The organism is Bradyrhizobium pachyrhizi (assembly GCF_001189245.1).
In the GTDB taxonomy this organism is placed as follows: domain Bacteria; phylum Pseudomonadota; class Alphaproteobacteria; order Rhizobiales; family Xanthobacteraceae; genus Bradyrhizobium; species Bradyrhizobium pachyrhizi.
In genome coordinates, this window is the sequence record NZ_LFIQ01000057.1 from 179672 (window position 1) to 197753 (window position 18082).

Consider the following 18082-nt stretch of genomic DNA (forward strand, 5'->3'; position numbering starts at 1 on the left):
CCTCCGCGTAAACGGCGACAGTTGGACTTGTGGAGGCCCCCCCTCACCCGGAACGCATCTAGCGATGCGTTCCGACCTCTCCCCGCACACGGGGCGAGGTAAAGCTGAATCCGCTGCGCGATGTGATGTAAGTCATCTTGCTCTAACGCTTGCGCGCCGCCTTGCGGGTCTTTCCGACCGACCGCTTGCTGGCCGCACCGCGCTTGGTCGCGGTCTTCTTGCTGGCGGCTGCGCGTCGGACCGGAGCAGCTGCGGCCGGCCGCCTGCGCGCCACCGCCTTCTTCGGCGCCTTCCTGGCCGTTTCCCTCGCAGCTTTCCTGGCGGCCTTCTTCGCTGCTTGCGGACGCGCGCGTCGCGCGGTTGTCGCGCCGCGGCGCCGCGTGCTGCTGCCTCCGATCGGAACAAGGTGGTCGTCGGCATCCAGTGTGAGCTGCTGGAGCGGGAACGCCGGCAGGAAGCTGGGGTCGTTGTAGAGCTTGCTCAAACTGTCCTGATCGAACTTGCCGCCCTGCCCGCGGTCCTCGCCCGCGCCGGCGCGCCAGGCCGCTTCCCAGACCCGGGCCAGGGTCTTGGCACCGTCCTGCATGCAGGATGCGGTGGCGTCCTTCAGCTTCGACCACAGCGCCTCGACCTGGCCGCTGCCCATATGCGAATTGAACAGGTTGACGATGGTCATCGGCGGCAGCCGCTTCACGGTTCGCTGCATCAGTGCGACCACGGCAACCGCGGCGTCGCGGCCGGTCGGCGTGCCGCCCGGAGCAATCTCCGCGACGTCGCTGGTCCGGGCGTCAGGGATCATCTTGATGAGATCCTTGCCGTGGCGGCCGATCATCGTGGTCTCGTACACGCTGTGCACCTTGGCGTGCGCCTTGTCGTTCGGATCGAGGCCATGGTGGAATTGCGAGATGTGCAGCGGCTGGCAGGCATCGCCGATGTAATGTGCGACGATGCCCGCGGCGCACACGAACTCCAGCTTCTTGTTGGCGGCGGCGTACTCGACCATCTCGTCGAAAATCTGCCAGACCCGGAACGGCAGCGCGCCGCGCCGGTCCTCGCCGATCCCTTCGTAATAGTCGTTCCAGACCTTCGGATCGACGTTGCGCGTCGACTCCGCGCAAAGATCGAGCAGCGTCTTGCCGTCCCTGCCCGGCTTGTCCATGTCGGCGAAGTGATTGCTTTCGTCGGTGTGCCGGGTGAAACGCCAGACCAGGTCGGCGACATCGGCCAGCGGCGAGAATGTGCCTCGCTGATGCGGCTTGAGGTCGGCGAGCAGCTTGTCGTCGAGGCCGATATTGTCGGAATTGGCGTCCATCATGGTGGCGAGCTTGGGCAGCTTCGCATCGATCAGACCGGTCGCGTAGGCACCGATCTTGACGTGGCCCCATTCGCCCCAATACTCGGTGTGACCGGCATTCCAGTCGCCGATCAACTCGACATCGAGCTCGCGGCACAGTGTCGACATGCAGATGCCGAGCGCGACCTGCATCGGGACCTTGCCGCTCGATCCGAACAATTCCTGGCCGCCCCATTCGAGCGCCAGGGGACTGAGGATCCGCGCGCCGCTGGCGTTCTTCTTGGCGTCCGGATCGTCGACAAACCAGACCGTGCCGGAGTCGCCGGGATAATTGTTGAGCGGCGTGTCGCCGTCGCGCGGGCCGATCACGAAATCGCTGACATATTCCATGCCGCCGACGGTCTTGTAGCGATAGAACAGGCCGAGGATCTTGCCCTTCATCAATCCGCTGGTCGCACCGAACGCGATCAGCGGCTGGTTGATGATGTCGAGACGGAAGGTGCCGACATTCAGGTCGACGACGTCGCCGACCTGGCCGACGCCGTAAACCTGCGCGGTCCAGCCCTTGACGTCATCGACGCGGATCAGGCCGGCATCGAGATTGGCCACCACGCGCGAGCCGGGCCAGCCGGGATAGACCTCGCTGAAGGCGCGCTTGCCGAGTTGCAGCGCATCACTGACGCCGAGGCGGCGATCGGTGTTCTTGAAGCCGGCGAAGATCTCGCGGCCGGCGGCGCCGACCACGTGACGGTTGGAGAGCGCAAACACCGTCTCGCCGTTGGTGACGAGACAGCCGATCGAGCCGCGGTGGATCTTGCCCTGGATCATGGTCTGTACCGGAAAGCCGCCGCCGACCAGATCGCTCCTGAACACCGGCGGATCGACGGTGCCGGGGCTGCCCTCGTTCGGATCGACCTTGACGACGCAGGTGGGCACGACGCGACCGTCCGGCAGATAGAGGAACGGAGGTACCAGCTGGTCCTGCTTCTCGGGATGGTTTTTCAGCTCGGAGCGCTTCATCCAGTCGCGAACGAAGACGAGGATGCAGGGCCACGACCAATCCTTGACCGACGAATTGAACAGCGTGCGCGGACCGAGCGCCTGCGGCTTGGAGTGCGCCTTTCTTTCCGTCGCGTTGCGGTCGTTGTCCCGGATCAGATAGCGGCCGATCGCCGTGGCATAGACCGATTGCAGATGTGCCAGATGCACGTGATAGGCCTCGCGGGCATCGAGCAGGTCCTTCACCGACAATGACGTGAAATCGTGCTTGGTCAGATCAATCATCTGGTTCCTCCGAAAATGCGCTTTGCGGCAACACCGGTCCAGGACGCAGAAATAGACGATCGCGGCAGCCCACGATCATGGGTTAGTTCACATAAGTTATACAATTTAAAAGGGATGACACGAATGTGACGGGGCGGGGCGGATGTCCTTCCACCGGTCCGCGTGCGGATTTCTATTTCCGCTGCGCGCGGCCTTTGGCGAAATGCTTCGCCAGGAAATCCGCCAGCACCTCGACGCGGGCGGGCCGCGGGCCGCCGGGCGGGGTGACGAGATGCACGGCGCCCTCGGGCTGCTTCCAGCCCTTCAGGATCACCTCGACCTCGCCGCGCGCGATCGCATCGCCGACGATGAAGTCGGGCAGATCGGCGATGCCGAGACCGGCGAGCAGCGCGGGCATCACCGCCTCGCCGTTGTTGACCCGGAGCTGGCCGGCGGGACGCACGCTCGCCTGCTCGCCTGACGCATTGGTGTAGTGCCAGACGCCCTGGGTCGAGAGATAGGCGTAGCCGAAGCATTTGTGCTCGGCGAGATGCATCGGATGGGTCGGCCGGCCGTGGCGCTTCAGATAGGACGGCGCGGCCACCGTGTAGCGCGGCATGCCGCACAGCCGCCGCGCGATCAGTGATGAATCCGGCAGCCGCGCGATGCGCAGGCCGGCGTCGAAGCCCTCGCCGATCAGGTCGACCGTGGCATCGCTCAGGTGCAGGTCGATCGAAACCTCCGGATAGGCCTCCATGAATTCCGGCAGCAGCGGCGCCACCGTCTTGATGCCGAAACTCATCGGCACCGCGAGCCGCACCAGGCCGCGCGGCGTGGTCGATTGCGCCAGCGCCTCGTTCTCGGCGGCCTCGCCATCGGCGAGCAGGCGCGCGGCGCGCTCCGACAATTTCTGGCCGGCATCGGTCAGCGCCAGCCGCCGCGAGGTGCGGTTGAACAGCCGGGCGCCGAGCCGCTCCTCCAGCCGGCTGACCGCCTTGGACACCGTCGCCTTGGACAGCGAGAGCTCGGTCGCGGCCGCCGCAAATGACCGTAATTCCACGACTTTTGCGAAGATCGCGAGCGCCTCGAAGTCCGGCAGTTTCGACATGGGCCGCTGTCCTGATTGCTCAATACTGGAAACAATGAGTTTCAATAGTTTCTATTTCTATACCACAGCCGGAGGCATATCCAAGGGTCATCGAAATTCAATCAATGGAGAAATCCAATGACCAAGAAGCTCACAGGCAAGGTTGCCCTCGTCACCGGCGGTTCGCGCGGCATCGGCGCAGCCAGCGCGCGTGCACTCGCCGCGGAAGGTGCGAGCGTCGCGATCAGCTACGTCGCCTCTCCCGAGAAGGCCGAGGCCGTCGTCGCCGAGTTGAAGGGCAAGGGCGTCAACGCCCGCGCCTACAAGGCCGACCAGGCCTCGTCATCCGATGTCGATCAGCTGGTGAAGACTGTCGCCAAGGATTTTGGCCGGCTTGACATCCTGGTCAACAATGCGGGTGTCGCATCGGGCGGCGCGGTCGACGATCCCGAGGCCGACACTGCGACGCTCGCCCGCCAGGAGGCGATCAACATCGACGGCGTGATCACCGCGATCCGCGCCGCCTCCAAGCTGATGGGCGAAGGCGGCCGCATCGTCACCGTCGGCTCCATGCTGGCGGATCGCGCCTCGTTCCCAGGCCTTGCCGACTACGTCGCCACCAAGGCGGCCGTCGTCGGCTACACCAAGGGCGCGGCGCGCGACCTCGGACCACGCGGCATCACGGTAAATGTGGTGCAGCCCGGCTCGATCGACACCGACATGAACCCGAAGGACGGTGGCGAGTTTGCCGAGACGCAACGCCTGCAGCATGCGCTGCAGCGCTTCGGCCGCCCCGAAGAAGTCGCGGCAGGCGTCGTGTTCCTGGCGAGCCCGGAAGCGTCGTTCGTGACCGGCACCGTGCTCAACGTCGACGGCGGCTTCGGCGCCTGATCGCAAAATTTTCTGGAGACGCCGGGCGCAGAGCGCCCGGCCCGCTCCTCAACATCGACATCAAGGGGAATGACCATGATCGAACTCAGACCATTCGCAAAGCTCGGCGGTGCCGACCACGGCTGGCTGAAGGCCAAGCACCACTTCTCGTTCGCGAGCTACTACGATCCCGACAATGTCAGCCACGGCGCGCTGCGCGTGTGGAACGACGATGAGATCGCGCCCAACTCCGGCTTCCCGGCGCATCCGCACGCCAACATGGAGATCATCACCTATGTTCGCGAAGGCGCGATCACGCACCAGGATTCGCTCGGCAACAAGGGACGTACCGAAGCCGGCGACGTCCAGGTGATGAGCGCCGGCAGCGGCATCCGTCACTCCGAGTACAATCTGGAGCCGGCGAAGACCAAGATCTTCCAGATCTGGATCGAGCCGACGACGACGGGCGGCCAGCCGACCTGGGGCTCCAAGCCGTTCCCGAAGGCGGACCGTTCGGGCAAGCTCGTCACCATCGCCTCGGGCATCGACGGCGACAATGACGCGCTGCCGATCCGCGCCAATGCGCGGGTGCTCGCCACCACGCTGAAGGCCGGCGAGAGCGCGGAATACGCTGCCGACAAGGCCCGTCACCTCTATCTGGTGCCGGCGGCCGGCAGCATCGAGGTCAACGGCGTGCGCGTCAATGCGCGCGACGGCGCCGCGATCCGCGACGAAGCCACGCTGAAGATCACCGCGCTCGAGGATGCCGAGCTCGTGCTGGTCGACGCGGCCTGATCACCACTCACCCTGCATGCGCGGACCGACGTCCGCGCATGCCCCTCCCCAAATCATCTTCCCCTACCTCAAACCCAAAGGAGGCCATCATGGCCAAGGTTCTCGTTCTCTATTACTCCGCCTACGGTCACATCGAAGCCATGGCGAATGCCGTCGCGGAAGGCGCGCGCGAAGCCGGCGCCACCGTCGACATCAAGCGCGTCCCCGAGCTGGTGCCGGCCGAAGTCGCCAAGGCCTCGCACTACAAGCTCGACCAGGCCGCGCCGATCGCCAAGATCGACGATCTCGCCAATTACGATGCGATCATCGTCGGCACCGGCACCCGCTTCGGCCGCATGGCCTCGCAGATGGCCAACTTCCTCGACCAGGCCGGCGGCCTCTGGGCAAAGGGCGCGCTGCACGGCAAGGTCGGCGGCGCCTTCACCTCGAGCGCGACCCAGCATGGCGGCCAGGAGACCACGCTGTTCTCGATCATCACCAACCTCCTGCATTTCGGCATGACGGTGGTCGGGCTGAACTACGGCTTCGCCGGCCAGATGAAGCTCGACGAGGTCACCGGCGGCGCGCCCTACGGCGCAACCACGATCACCGGCGGCGACGGCAGCCGCCAGCCGAGCGAGAACGAACTCGCCGGCGCCCGCTATCAGGGCCGCGCGGTCGCGGAGACCGCGAGGAAACTTCACGGCTGATGCGATGGGGGCGGCATTCCCGTTCGCGATTGCCGCCCCTACCTAAGTCGCAACGTCGTTGCCGGACAACGGCGCAAGAGCGATCGCTGCTCCAACGCCAAGAGATGCCAAGAGACGCCAAGAAAAGCCGATAATCGACGTAATAGGCGTCCATGCCCAAGATCGCCTGACAATTGGCCGCGAATCGAGCCCTTGAGCGGCGACAAGCCGCGTGTCATCGTGCGCGTCAATATCCAGGCCGGAGCAACATGACGGTTCCCTGTCGCGTCCTAATGATCTATCCGAAGTTCGTTCAAGACTCCTTCTGGAACTATACGGAAGCTTGTGAACTCGTCGATGCGAAGTATCCGGCGGCGCCACTCGGACTGATCACCGTCGCCGCCATGCTGCCGAAGCATTGGGATATTCGCCTCGTCAACCGTAACACCGAGCCCTTGACGGACGCCGATCTCGACTCGGCCGATCTTGTCATGATCGGCGGCATGCTCAACCAGCAGCCTGATTTTCTCCACCTGATCGATCTCGCACACCGGCACGGCAAGCCGGTATGTGTCGGCGGACCTGACGTCTCCTCCAGCCCGCATCTTTACGCCGACGCGGACTTCCAGGTGATCGGTGAGGCAGAACAAATCATTCAGCAATTTGTCGCCGCCTGGGAAAGTGGAGAGCGCAAGGGCGTGTTCGTCGCCGAGAAATTCAAGATCGACGTCACGCTAAGCCCGATGCCCCGCTATGACCTGATCAATTTCGACCACTATCTCTTCATTGGCGTGCAATATTCGCGTGGCTGCCCGTTCACCTGCGAGTTCTGCGATATTATCGAGCTGTATGGTCGTGTGCCGCGCACCAAGACCCCCGATCAAATTCTCGCTGAGTTGCAAGCGCTCTACGATCGCGGTTATCGCGGACATGTCGATTTCGTCGACGACAACTTCATCGGGAACAAGAAAAACCTCCGCATCCTGCTGCCGCAGCTCAAAGCGTGGCTGGAGGAGCGAGACTATCCGTTCGAGTTTTCGACGGAAGCCTCGATCAATATCGCTGACGACAGCGAGCTGTTGCAGGCGATGAAGGACGCGAACTTCTTCGGGATTTTCGTCGGCATTGAGAGCCCGGATCCGGAGACCCTCGTGCAGATGAAGAAGAAGCAGAACACCCGGCGCGACATCGCCGAATGCATTCACAAGATCTATGGCTACGGCATGTTCGTCACCGCGGGCTTCATCGTGGGGTTCGATACCGAGAAAGCCTCGATGGGGCACGCGATGATCGACTTCATCGAGGAGGCGAGCATTCCAGTCTGCATGGTTGGACTGCTCTATGCACTGCCGGGCACGCAGCTGACGCGGCGGCTGGCGAAGGAAGGCCGCCTGCACGAAGGCCATGATCTCATGAAGGTCGAGCAGGCGGGCGATCAATGCACGCTCGGCTGCAATTTCGACACCATACGTCCGCTGCGTGACATCCTCGAGGACTACAAGGCCGTGCTCGGGCACGTGTTCAACCCGACGGCCTATGCAGGACGGCTGTCGCGGCTCGCCGCCATGCTCGACCGGTCCGACCGGCGCCGCGACCTGCCGGATGGCGACATACGCAAGAGGCTTGGCGGCCTCGAGGGCGTGCACACGATCATGCGTGCCTTGCCGGAGGTCCGCGAACCGTTCTGGAAGACCTTCGTCGAGGTCGCCAAGTCCAATCCGGGCGCGCTTCGCTACATCGTGATGTTGATGGCACTGTATCTGCATTTCGGGCCCTTCTCGAAACACGTGATCCGTGAGATTGACCGCCGGATTGCCGCCCTCGACGATATGCCGCCGGTGAGGGCCGCGGAGCTTGGGCCGCGAACTAACCTACATGCGGTTTGACGGCAAAGCGCGTTGGTGCGCTTCGCCGACCAGAGCACGTCGCGCGGAACGAGAGGATCGGTTCCCCAAGGTCATCGCGATCAAATCGTGATAGCCGAAACACTGTACGTCGCGCAGCCCAGAGGTTTTGTCATGACCAACACACAAAAGACCCGCTGGCCGGAACTGCCGACCGCGGCGTGGCGCGACAGCTGTGCCACGCTCCAGCTCTTCACCCAGATCGCCGGCAAGATCCGGCTGGTGAAGTCGCCCTGGCTCAATCACTCCTGGCACGTCACGCTCTATGTCACGGCGCGCGGGCTGACGACCTCGCCGATCCCCGACGGCGATCGCACGTTCCAGATCGACTTCGATTTCATCGATCACATGCTGCGCATCTCGACCAGCGACGGCACCGGACGGCAATTCGCGCTGGCCGGTCAATCGGTCGCAAGCTTCTACGCGGCGGTCATGACCAATCTGAAGGACCTCGGCATCGACGTCGCCATTGACGAGATACCGAACGAAGTCGCCGATGCGATCCGGTTCTCGCAGGATACGCAGCATGCGTCCTACGACGCGGATGCCGTGCACAGGTTTCACCGGATCCTCGTGAACTGCGACCGCGTGTTCAAGCAATTCCGGACCGGATTTCTCGGCAAGGCGAGCCCGGTGCATTTCTTCTGGGGTAGCTTCGATCTCGCGGTGACGCGGTTTTCCGGCAGAACCGCGCCGCGGCATCCCGGCGGCGTGCCCCATTTGCCCGATGAGGTGGCGCACGAGGCCTATTCGCACGAGGTCAGCAGCGCCGGCTTCTGGCCGGGCGGCGGCGCGATCGATTATCCCGCATTCTATTCCTACGCCTATCCGGAACCCGCGGGCTATCGCAGCATGCCGGTACGGCCCGATGCTGCGTTCTTCAGTGAGGCGCTTGGCGAATTCATCCTGCCATACGACGCCATGCGGACGGCTGCAGACCCCGACAAGGCGCTGCTCGAATTCCTGCAATCGAGCTATGAGGCCGCGGCCATCAACGCGAACTGGGACCGTGCTGCGCTGGAATGCGCACCGGGCCAGCCGGGCGTGGTCCGAGGGATCTAAAGCATGATCCGGAAAAGTGCGAAGCGGTTTTCCGAAAAGATCATGCTCAAACAAAAGGCCAAAGCGCGATGACGATTCAACCTAATCTCATCGCGCTTTAGCGGCGCGCCGCACCGGCGGCTCAATCCTCTTCGCGCGACGGGGTCGCCTTGCCGAGCGCCTGCTTCAGCCGCGCCGAGAATTTCGGATAGTGACGCAGCGCCAGCACGGCGCGGTCGCGACCAAACGCTGCGTTTGCGATTCTCGTGGACAGTCGCCGAAGGCGCATAAGTTAAATTTTCGTGTTACGTCTTTACCGCATCGTTGCTTGGCCGAGCTATCTTTCGGACGACGCCCGCAACCCCGGCCGACTCGAACACAACAGGCAGTATATTCGTGAGCGCCCCGCAACCCGTCACGATCCCGCGACAGCCATCGCACGCTGATCGGTCATGACGCGGCCATCGATCCTTGCCTTCGCGGTCAGCGCGTCGATTCTGCTGTCGGTCGCCGCGCGGGCCTGCCCCGCCTTGATCGAAGGTGTCCCGGCCGACCGGCTCGAGGCGCTGTCACGCGGCGTGAATGCCGACGGCTGGATCGCCGATCCGCGGTCGGCGCCGCCCCGCGGCCTGCTGCTCGAGCTGCGCAAGGCCGGCATGACCCACATCCGGCTGCCGGTGCCCGCCGACTTCGTCATGCCGCGCTTCGCCGCGAAAGCGGAGATCGACAGCCGCCTGCGCACCGTCGATGCGGCGCTCAAGACCCTGCTCGCGCTCGGCTATGCGGTGTCGATCGATCTGCATTCCGGCGAGCGCTTCAACGCGCTGCACAAGGACGATCCGCCCGGCGCGATGATCGAAATGAAGCGCGCCTGGACCGAGCTCGCACGGGTCATGCAGCGCTATCCGTCCGACCGCGTGTTTGCGGAACTGTTGAACGAGCCGGATGTCGAGGCCGCGCAATGGCAGGGCGAAGTCCGGGAACTGGCCGGCTTCATTCGCGGCCTGCTGCCGCAGACCACGCTGGTCACCGGTCCGGTCAACTGGCAGCGCGCGGATTCGCTGCCGGATTTCACTCCGCTCGACGATCCGAATGTCGTCTATGCCATCCACTTCTATGATCCGATGGTGTTCACCCATCAGGCCCATTGGGATCCGAGTGAGCCGCTGCACGACGTCACCGGATTGCCCTATCCGGTCCGCGCCGACGATCCCAGGGTTGAGCAGCTGCGGGATCAGCTCACCGCGCTGGACAAGCGCAAGGCGCTCGCGATGGTGGACCGCGCCATTCCCGACCGCGGCATCGACAAATGGCTCGAGCCTGCCGCCGCCTGGCAACGGCAATATTCGCGGCCGATCATCATCAATGAATTCGGTGTGCTCAAGGCCGGAGCGCCGCGCGACAGCCGGCTGCGCTGGCTCGCCGGCGTGACGGCCTACGCCCGGCAACAATGCTGGGGCTGGACCCATTGGGAGCTCTCGCAAGGCTTCGGCCTCGCCGACCCGGTCACTGGCAAGGTCGACCGCGAGGCGCTGAGGGCCCTGCTCGGGACACGCTGACCCATCTGGTTAACCGGTTCTTACACAATGCGCGGCTAGATCGACGATGCGGTGTGGCACCCACACGTCCGGTCACGTTAGGTCAGAGCCTGTGCGAGCAGAGATAGCCCCGCGGCCGCTGTTGGCCGGCGATCTGATTCCTGCACTCGGCATCGCCGTGGCATCGATCGCATTCGCGCCGATCATGCAGGCGGCCAACGCCGGACTCGCGATCGTCGTCGAAAGTCTGATCGGCTGCGCCATCGTGCTCGCGGTGCCGGCCTACGCGCCGTCGATCGCCATCTTCATCATCTTCTTCCAGAACCTCTTCGTTTCGATCCTGTCGTCCTACATGACGACCGAGCAGGAGATGGATTTCGTCAAGGGCTATAATTTCCTGGTCATCGCGGTGATGTGGCTGGTCACGCTGGCGCTCTATGCGCTGCACGAGCGGAAACATTCCGCCGAGATCGACCGGATCATGAAATGGGGGTTGATCACGCTCGCAACCGTGACGGCGTATTTCCTGCTCGGCGCCACGCAGGATTCGCACGCGGCCCTCGTCTATCTGCGCAACATAGCGCTGCCGCTGTTTCTGTTTCAGCTATCGCTGCTGACGGCCGCAACCTTCGAGATCCGCATCACGCCCTTCCTGGTGACGGTTGCCGCGCTGCTGATCGTCTGCGGATATGTCGAACTGCTGTTCCGCGATTTCTGGCTCTCCATCACCAACGGCTACACGTTCTGGCACTTCGACGAACTCAAGGCGAGCCGCTCCGGATCCTGGGAAGCCGAGATGCGCGCAACCGGCAGGGTGCCGGTGGATCTGATCGATCGCTTCCGTTTCAGTTTTCTCAACAGCCCGTTGTTCGAGGACCTCGGCCTCTCGTCGTTGCTGCGCATCTTCGGACCGAATATGAGCCCGATCAGCTTCGGTTACGGAATCGCCTTCTCCATCCTGTTCCTGTTCGCGGTCGGATATCGCTGGCTGGCGCTGGCTGCGATCCCGCTGCTGATTTGCTGTAGCGTGAAAGGCGCGCTCATCCTGGTCATCTTCGTCGCCTTGGGCTGGACGGCAACGTGGCTGCTCGGCGCAACCGTCACCCTTGCCGTCGCGCTGGTCGGGCTCGTGCTGTACGCCATCGCGGCGATCTATATCGGACTCCAGATCGGCGACTTCCACGTGATCGGCTTCATGGGCGGATGGGACGGCTTTCGGCAGAATCCCATCGGCCGCGGACTTGGCGTCGGCGGCAACCTCTCCGAAGGTTATTTCTCGATCGACTGGAACGCCGCGCAGGCGGCCGGCACGATGGACGGCGCGGTGGAGAGCGCCGTCGGCGTGCTGCTGTACCAGATGGGGATCGGCTCGCTGGTGCCGCTTGGCTACTTCCTGGCGATGGCGCTGAAGGCCTGGCGGCTCTACGCCTCGTCGGGAATCCTCATCCAGGGGCTCGCCGCCTTCGGCACGATGGTGGTGCTGGTGAACGGCATCTTCCAGGAAGAGGCGCTGTTTGCGCCACCGGCACTTGGGCTGTTGCTGTGCCTGACCGGGCTCGTGATCGGCCATCATCTGCGCACGCAAGGCGACGATCGGAAGGTCTCTACGACCGACAGTGCTCCTCAATAAGGAGGGGCCTCGTCGCAGTGCGATCGAGGCCCCGCTCAACCGACGCCGTCAGAGCGGCTTGATCTGCACCTTGCGGAACTTGACCACGCCCGAACCATACTGGAGCGCGATATAGCCGTTGGCGTGCTTGGAATCCTGGGCGTCGACGGTCTTCTGGCCGTTCAGCGTCACGACGAAATGCGGCCCCTGCGCCGTGATCTCGTAGACGTTCCACTTGCCGGCCGCCTTCGGCATCGGATCGACCTTGCCGACGTCGACAATCGCGCCGGTGCCGTAGGTCGGGTCCGGCCGCTTGTCGAAGATGTTCACCTCGTAGCAGACCTTGGAGTCGATCACCTTGTTGCCTTCGCAGCGGATGAAGATGCCGCTGTTGGCATCCTCGTCGGTCCAGAACTCCGCCCGGATCTGGAAATCCTTGTATTGGTTTTTGCTGACGAGATAGGAGAGATCCTTGCCGTCGAGCTTGTCGGCGACCAGCGCGCCGTCCTTCATCGCCCAATTGGCCTTGCCGACCTCGTCCCAGTCACCCTTCTTGGAGCTGTCGAGCAGCGTGACCCAGCCGTCGTCCCCCGAGGCGGCGGTGGAAAATTGCAGCGCGGCCGCACCGATCACAAGTCCCGCCGCCAGTATCGACAGATGCTTCTTCAAGGTTATCCTCCCGTCTTTTGGTTGGCGCGCAACCTATCATCGTCTGCGGCGGCGTAAATGCTTTTTCATATTGCAACTGCGTTGTGTCACGGATCGCTGTCGCAATCCTGAGATCAGACATGCACGGACGCGTCTTGCCCGGCGGAAGCGAGGGCGACTAGCTTGCGCGGCATACGGGCGCGGCAGTCGCCCGAGAAATCCGATCTGGGAGCATACCGATGACGGCGTCGAACCGATCATGGCGATACCTGATGATGCCGCTGGCCTTCGCCGGGATGCTGAGCGTCAGCTCCGCGGCTGAGCTCAATCCGGCCGCCGTCACCTACAAGCTGCCGGATCAGATTCCCTGGAGCCCGGTCGACGCACGCGGCGCGCAGAATGCGGTCGTGGTCGGCGATCCCTCGAAGCCCGGCTTCTACATGGTCTACACCAAATGGACCAAGGGCAATCACTTCAGCCGTCCGCATTTCCATCCCAACGACCGCTACATCGTGGTGCTCAAGGGCACCTGGTGGGTCGGCTCGGGTCCAAAATTCGATCCCGATCACGGCACCGTGGCGATGCCGGCCGGCAGCTTCGTCACCCATTTCGGCAAGCAGGTGCACTGGGACGGCGCCAAGGACGAGGACGCCGTGCTGCTGATCATGGGCGAAGGCCCGGCCACCGCGACCGAGGTCGAGCAGAAGTAGCCGGAACCGGCTAGCAACCTTTGCATCCAGGCGGCGTTTCATCCCCATCAGCATGACGAGGAGATGACGCATGGCAAACGCTGCCGACATTCGGGAACATATGGATGTGATCTCGTCGGACAAGAAAACCGTCGGCAAGGTCGACCACATGGAAGGCACCGACAAGATCAAGCTGACCAAGCAAAGCTCGCCTGACGGTCAGCACCATCACTTCATTCCGCTGTCCTGGGTCGATCATGTCGACCAGCATGTCCACCTCAACAAATCGGGCTCCGATGTGACGACGCATTGGCAGCACGGCCGCCAATAGCCGCGTTGCGCGAGGTGGGAGCGATGCTATCATCCCGGCCCAAGGAAGGGCCTTCGATGCATCCCGCCGCCAAGCTGCAATTTGCCCGCATCGTCGACGAGTTCGTGCGCTGGCGCGCCATTCCGGAACCGGAACGGCCGCCCGCGCCGGCCTGGTGGTGGGGGCCGGCATTCGAGATGCGCGATGCCGCCGAACCGCTGCCATCCGCCTGGAGCCGCCAGTTCCGCCTGCCCGACGGCGCGCGCTTTGCGGAAGCTGCCCTTGTGTTGCGCCAGAGCTTGGCCGGCCAGGACATCCTGCCGTGGCCCTATGATTTCTCGCGCAAGGTCGCATCCACAGATTCCGACGTTCGCGACCTGCCCGTACAGCCGTCAGACGACAGCGCGTTTCCGCCCTAGATCCGGCCCGGCCTCGCTGGTCGCCTCGCCATCCAGCGACGGCTGCAACGGCGGTGACGCCTCTGCCTGCGACGGCTTCAACAATTCGGCGAGATCGCGCGGCGGCAGCGGGCGGCTGAACAGGAAACCCTGCATCTCGTCGCAGGCATGGGCGCGCAGGAATTCCTGCTGCTCGGAGGTCTCGACACCTTCGGCGACGATGGTCATGCCGAGCGCCTTGCCCATCGAGATAATTGCCTGCGCGATCGCGACGTCCTCGGAATCGTTGGGCAGGTCGCGCACGAAGGAGCGATCGATCTTGATGGTGTCGATCGGGAACTGCTTCATCAGCGACATCGACGAATAGCCGGTACCGAAATCGTCGATCGCCAGCCGAATGCCGCGATTCTGGATCGCGTCGAGCACGCGCACCGCGCGCGTCACGTTGCGCATCACCATGCTTTCGGTGACCTCGAGCTGGAGCAGCGCCGGCGACATGCCGCTCTCCTCCAGCGCCGCGTCGATGTCGTCGAGCAAATTCGGATCGCCGAACTGCCGCGGTGAAAGGTTGACCGCCATCGTCACGGCCCTGAGGCCGCGGCGCTGCCACGCCATGTTCTGCCCGCAGGCTTCCTTCAGCACCCAGCGGCCGATCGGCACGATCAGGCCGGTTTCCTCGGCAAGCGGAATGAACTGCCCCGGCGATACCTTGCCGAGCTCGGGATGGGTCCAGCGCAGCAGCGCCTCGACGCCGCTGATCTGCCCGCTCGCCATGTCCACCTTGGGCTGATAGTCGAGCGAGAATTGCTTGCGCTCGAGCGCGCGGCGCAATGCGCTCTCCATCGTCAGGCGCTCGATCGACTGCGCCCTGATCTCGTTGGAGAAGAAGCGGAAGCCGTTCTTGCCGTCCTCCTTGGCGAGATACATCGCCATGTCGGCATTCTTGGTCAGCGTCTGCACGTCCGAGCCATCGGCCGGATACATCGCGATGCCGATCGAGGCCGTGGTGTGGCACTCATGCCCGCTGAGCTGCAGCGGCAGGCTGAGCGAAACCAGAAGATCGCCGGCGATGCGCTCGACGTCGTCCCGCTCGGCGGTTTCCTCGAGGATGACCACGAACTCGTCGCCGCCGAGCCGCGCCACCACGTCGCTCGCGCGCAACGATCCACGCAGCCGCTCGGCGATCGCCACCAGCAGCATGTCGCCTGCGTCGTGGCCGAGCGAATCATTGATCACCTTGAAGCGGTCGAGATCGATGAACAGTACCGCGAGGTGCCGGCGATGGCGATCCGCCGCCGAGATCGCGTGATGCAGCATCTCGTTGAACGTCTCGCGGTTTGGCAGATTGGTCAGGCTGTCGTGCGAGGCAAGATATTCGATGCGCTCATCGGCCTTGTGTTTCTCATCGGCGCGATCGAAGCTCTCAAGCGCGAACGCCAGATTGTCGGCGAGGCGCTGCAGCAACTCGGCGAACTCCGGCGTGAAGGTGTCCTTGTCGATCGCGACGAAGATCATGACCCCGACCACCTGCCCGCTGACGATCAGCGGAAACGAGGCGCTGGACTGCGTTCCATCGAGCCGGGCGCGCTCATGGAAGGCGGCGGTCTCGGGATCGGCAAAATAGTCGTTGATGATGCACGCCTTGCCGGAGCGGAACGCCCGGCCGCAGGCGCCGCGCCCCTCGGGGTGCGCCTCGCTGGTCGAAAGCGTCACTTGGCGCGCGCCCTCCGCCGCCGGCCCCGCAATCGCGACGATCCGCAGATAGTCGCTTCCGGTCTGCGCCAGCGCGATCGTGGTCGAGGTGAACTTGCCGCCGGTCGCCGCCGCCGCGCAGACCAGTCGATACAATTCGGCGCGGGACTTCGCCCGCATGATCGCCTCATTGGTCGCGCTCAGCGCCGCGAACATCCGCGACAGCCGCTCCTTCTGCTCGTCGTCCCGCGCCTTCTCGTCGGCACGATCGAAATTGGCCAGCGCAAACGACACGTTCTCGGCAAGCCGCTGCAGCAGCGCCATCATCTCCGGGCTGAAGGTGCCGAACTCGCTGGAGAGAAACACCAGCGCGCCGATCGCCTCGCCGTTCTTGAGCAGCGGCAGGGCTGCGCCCGATTTGCTGCCGCTGTCGCGCGCGGCCGGATAGACGTGCGATTCGGGGCCGAAATCGCTGAGATAGTCGTTGCTGATGCAGGGCCTGCGCGTGCGGATCGCAACGCCGGTCAGCGTCTGTCCCTCCGGACGCGTCGCGTCGGCCGACAGCTGAACCTCGCGGGCCCGCACCCGGTCGGGGCCCGAGGCGGCCACATTGTCCAGGAAGACCTCGCCGGGGCGCACCAGCCTGATCGTTGCCGAGACGAACTGGCCGCCGACCGCCGCGGCATCGCAGACCAGATCGAACAGTTCGCTGCGGGATTTCGCCCGCATGATCGCCTCGTTGGTCGCGCTCAGCGCCGCGAACATCCGCCGCAGCCGCTCCTTCTGCTCCTCGGTCCGCGCCTTCTCGTCGGCACGGTCGAAGCTGCCCAGCGCATAGGAGACGTTGTCGGCGAGCCGCTGCAGCAGCTCGGCGAATTCGGCCGAAAAGGTGTTGCGCTTGGCGGAGATGAACAGCATCACGCCGACCGGCTCGTCGTCGACGATCAGCGGGAATGCCGCGCCCGATCGCGCGTCCTCGCGGTCGATGACGTCGCGGAAGGGGTTGCTGGCGACGTCGCCCAGAAAATCGTTGTTGATGCAGGCGCGCCGGGAGCGGAACGCCCGGCCGCAGACGCCGCGTCCTTCGGGGCGTGCCTCGCTGCGCGAGACGTTGAGGCGGCGCGCATTTGCCGCGGTCGGTCCCGCGACCGCCATCATCTCCAGGAAATCGTCGCCGGGCTTCGCGATCAGGATGCTGGTGGAGTTGAATCCGCCGCCATGCGCCGCCGCCGCGCAGACCAGCTCGAACATCTCGAGCCGTGATCTCGCGCGCATGATCGCCTCGTTGGTCGCGCTCAGCGCCGCGAACATCCGCGACAGCCGCTCGCGCTCGGCGTCGGCCCTGGCCTTTTCGGTGGCACGGCCGAAATTGTCGAGCGCGACCGAGACATTCTCGGCGATCCCCGCAAGCAGCGCGATGATCTCCTCGTCACGCGCCCAGGAATTGCCGGTGAAGAAGATCAGGACGCCGACGCTTTTGCCGAACCGGGTGAGCGGCAGCGCGACGCAGGCCATCAGGCCGCTGCCGCCGATCGGCATATGCGACGGGCTCATCGATATCGGGATATCGTGCTCAACGCAGGGCCGCTGGGTCCGGAACGCCTCGCCGCAAATCCCCTTGCCGTAGACGTTGTCCGGATCGGTCGAGAAGCGCGTCTGCGTGATCAGGTCGAGCGCCTCGCCGGTGCCGGCGACGGGCTCGAACCAGTGCGTGTCGGGTTCGGCCAGCAGCACCACCGTGGCGAAGGACTTTCCGCTGAAAACCGCGGCATCGCAGACCCGCTGATAGAGATCGTGCTCGGTCTTGGCGCGAAGGATCGCCTCGTTGGTTGCGCTGATGGCACCGAACATGCGGTTGAGCCGGCGCATCGCCCGCTCGCCGCTCTTGCGCGAGGCTTCGTGGTCGAAATTATCGAGCGCGAAGGACACGTTCGCGGCCATGCGCTCCAGCAGCGAAACGATCTCTTCGCCCAGCGACTGGGCCTCGCGCCGCGTCACCATGAAGACGCCGACGCTGCGCCGGTTGCAGACCAGCGGCAGGGCCGCCGCCGCGCCGACGCCGGCCGCCGCGGCACCGTTGCGCCAGGCGGCCGAACGGGCGTCGTTGACATAGTCGTTGGCGACGCAGGCGTTCTGATCGCGGAACGCCCGGCCGGCGACGCCTTCTCCCTCCGGGGTGTTGGCGATCGCGGAAATGGTGATACTGCGTAGTCGCGCGACATCGTCGCCGAAGCCGGCCGCGAACTTCAGGAGACCGGTATCCGGCTCCAGCAAAA

Annotated in this window: 15 protein-coding genes; 10 read left to right on the forward strand and 5 right to left on the reverse strand. The window is 64.4% G+C overall.

Features of this window, described 5'->3' with window-relative positions:
• Positions 1 to 142: 142 nt before the first annotated feature.
• A complete protein-coding gene (locus tag AKL29_RS11655) occupies positions 143 to 2578 on the reverse strand; it encodes a Nal1-like putative serine protease (protein ID WP_050384248.1) in 2436 nt (811 codons plus the stop codon).
• Positions 2579 to 2750: 172 nt separating this feature from the next.
• On the reverse strand, positions 2751 to 3665 hold the full coding sequence (locus AKL29_RS11660) for a LysR family transcriptional regulator (protein WP_016846155.1): 915 nt from the start codon (positions 3663 to 3665) through the stop codon (positions 2751 to 2753).
• A gap of 117 nt (positions 3666 to 3782) precedes the next feature.
• Here AKL29_RS11660 and AKL29_RS11665 point away from each other — a divergent pair, with 117 nt between their 5' ends.
• From AKL29_RS11665 to AKL29_RS11685, 5 genes are all read left to right on the forward strand, one after another.
• Positions 3783 to 4535 carry an SDR family NAD(P)-dependent oxidoreductase gene (locus tag AKL29_RS11665; RefSeq protein WP_028332997.1) on the forward strand — a complete coding sequence of 251 codons (753 nt, stop codon included), beginning with the start codon at positions 3783 to 3785 and terminating at the stop codon, positions 4533 to 4535.
• A 75-nt stretch (positions 4536 to 4610) separates the two neighbouring features.
• Entirely contained in the window at positions 4611 to 5309 is a 699-nt protein-coding gene (locus AKL29_RS11670; RefSeq protein WP_028332996.1) for a pirin family protein, read from the forward strand.
• 89 nt (positions 5310 to 5398) lie between these two features.
• Complete coding sequence (wrbA, locus tag AKL29_RS11675; protein WP_028332995.1) at positions 5399 to 5998, forward strand: NAD(P)H:quinone oxidoreductase; 600 nt, start codon at positions 5399 to 5401, stop codon at positions 5996 to 5998.
• Between the two features lie 248 nt (positions 5999 to 6246).
• Positions 6247 to 7863, forward strand: coding sequence for a B12-binding domain-containing radical SAM protein (locus AKL29_RS11680; protein ID WP_050384249.1), 1617 nt, complete (start codon positions 6247 to 6249; stop codon positions 7861 to 7863).
• 132 nt (positions 7864 to 7995) lie between these two features.
• Positions 7996 to 8943, forward strand: a complete 948-nt coding sequence (locus tag AKL29_RS11685) for a DUF5996 family protein (protein ID WP_050384250.1) — start codon at positions 7996 to 7998, stop codon at positions 8941 to 8943.
• Between the two features lie 121 nt (positions 8944 to 9064).
• Here the strand turns inward: AKL29_RS11685 and AKL29_RS42775 are convergent, their stop codons facing one another.
• On the reverse strand, positions 9065 to 9211 hold the full coding sequence (locus AKL29_RS42775) for a hypothetical protein (protein WP_157344531.1): 147 nt from the start codon (positions 9209 to 9211) through the stop codon (positions 9065 to 9067).
• Between the two features lie 163 nt (positions 9212 to 9374).
• On the opposite strand from AKL29_RS42775, the gene AKL29_RS11690 reads away from it, so the two are divergent.
• Positions 9375 to 10481, forward strand: a complete 1107-nt coding sequence (locus AKL29_RS11690; protein ID WP_050384251.1) for a glycoside hydrolase family 5 protein — start codon at positions 9375 to 9377, stop codon at positions 10479 to 10481.
• A 121-nt stretch (positions 10482 to 10602) separates the two neighbouring features.
• Positions 10603 to 12090, forward strand: a complete 1488-nt coding sequence (locus tag AKL29_RS11695) for a hypothetical protein (RefSeq protein ID WP_050384252.1) — start codon at positions 10603 to 10605, stop codon at positions 12088 to 12090.
• Positions 12091 to 12138: 48 nt separating this feature from the next.
• Here AKL29_RS11695 and AKL29_RS11700 read toward each other — a convergent pair whose 3' ends face one another.
• Positions 12139 to 12738, reverse strand: coding sequence for a 3-keto-disaccharide hydrolase (locus AKL29_RS11700; protein ID WP_028332990.1), 600 nt, complete (start codon positions 12736 to 12738; stop codon positions 12139 to 12141).
• 218 nt (positions 12739 to 12956) lie between these two features.
• On the opposite strand from AKL29_RS11700, the gene AKL29_RS11705 reads away from it, so the two are divergent.
• The 3 genes from AKL29_RS11705 (at position 12957) to AKL29_RS11715 (ending at position 14135) form a co-directional block, all read left to right on the forward strand.
• Entirely contained in the window at positions 12957 to 13427 is a 471-nt protein-coding gene (locus tag AKL29_RS11705) for a cupin domain-containing protein (RefSeq protein ID WP_244481944.1), read from the forward strand.
• Positions 13428 to 13497: 70 nt separating this feature from the next.
• Complete coding sequence (locus AKL29_RS11710) at positions 13498 to 13737, forward strand: DUF2171 domain-containing protein (protein ID WP_050384253.1); 240 nt, start codon at positions 13498 to 13500, stop codon at positions 13735 to 13737.
• A 56-nt stretch (positions 13738 to 13793) separates the two neighbouring features.
• A complete protein-coding gene (locus tag AKL29_RS11715) occupies positions 13794 to 14135 on the forward strand; it encodes a hypothetical protein (RefSeq protein WP_028332988.1) in 342 nt (113 codons plus the stop codon).
• Here the strand turns inward: AKL29_RS11715 and AKL29_RS11720 are convergent.
• Positions 14109 to 18082, reverse strand: a 3974-nt coding sequence (locus tag AKL29_RS11720) for a bifunctional diguanylate cyclase/phosphodiesterase (RefSeq protein WP_244481946.1), incomplete at its 5' end; no start/stop codon positions are given. The two genes, AKL29_RS11715 and AKL29_RS11720, sit on opposite strands and share 27 nt — an antisense overlap.

Bases quoted from the DNA above. Each gene is read 5' to 3' on its own strand.
- AKL29_RS11655 (WP_050384248.1), bottom strand. From the start codon at position 2,578: ATGATTGATCTGACCAAGCACGATTTCACGTCATTGTCGGTGAAGGAC.
- AKL29_RS11660 (WP_016846155.1), bottom strand. From the start codon at position 3,665: ATGTCGAAACTGCCGGACTTCGAGGCGCTCGCGATCTTCGCAAAAGTC.
- AKL29_RS11665 (WP_028332997.1), top strand. From the start codon at position 3,783: ATGACCAAGAAGCTCACAGGCAAGGTTGCCCTCGTCACCGGCGGTTCG.
- AKL29_RS11670 (WP_028332996.1), top strand. From the start codon at position 4,611: ATGATCGAACTCAGACCATTCGCAAAGCTCGGCGGTGCCGACCACGGC.
- wrbA (WP_028332995.1), top strand. From the start codon at position 5,399: ATGGCCAAGGTTCTCGTTCTCTATTACTCCGCCTACGGTCACATCGAA.
- AKL29_RS11680 (WP_050384249.1), top strand. From the start codon at position 6,247: ATGACGGTTCCCTGTCGCGTCCTAATGATCTATCCGAAGTTCGTTCAA.
- AKL29_RS11685 (WP_050384250.1), top strand. From the start codon at position 7,996: ATGACCAACACACAAAAGACCCGCTGGCCGGAACTGCCGACCGCGGCG.
- AKL29_RS42775 (WP_157344531.1), bottom strand. From the start codon at position 9,211: ATGCGCCTTCGGCGACTGTCCACGAGAATCGCAAACGCAGCGTTTGGT.
- AKL29_RS11690 (WP_050384251.1), top strand. From the start codon at position 9,375: ATGACGCGGCCATCGATCCTTGCCTTCGCGGTCAGCGCGTCGATTCTG.
- AKL29_RS11705 (WP_244481944.1), top strand. From the start codon at position 12,957: ATGACGGCGTCGAACCGATCATGGCGATACCTGATGATGCCGCTGGCC.
- AKL29_RS11710 (WP_050384253.1), top strand. From the start codon at position 13,498: ATGGCAAACGCTGCCGACATTCGGGAACATATGGATGTGATCTCGTCG.
- AKL29_RS11715 (WP_028332988.1), top strand. From the start codon at position 13,794: ATGCATCCCGCCGCCAAGCTGCAATTTGCCCGCATCGTCGACGAGTTC.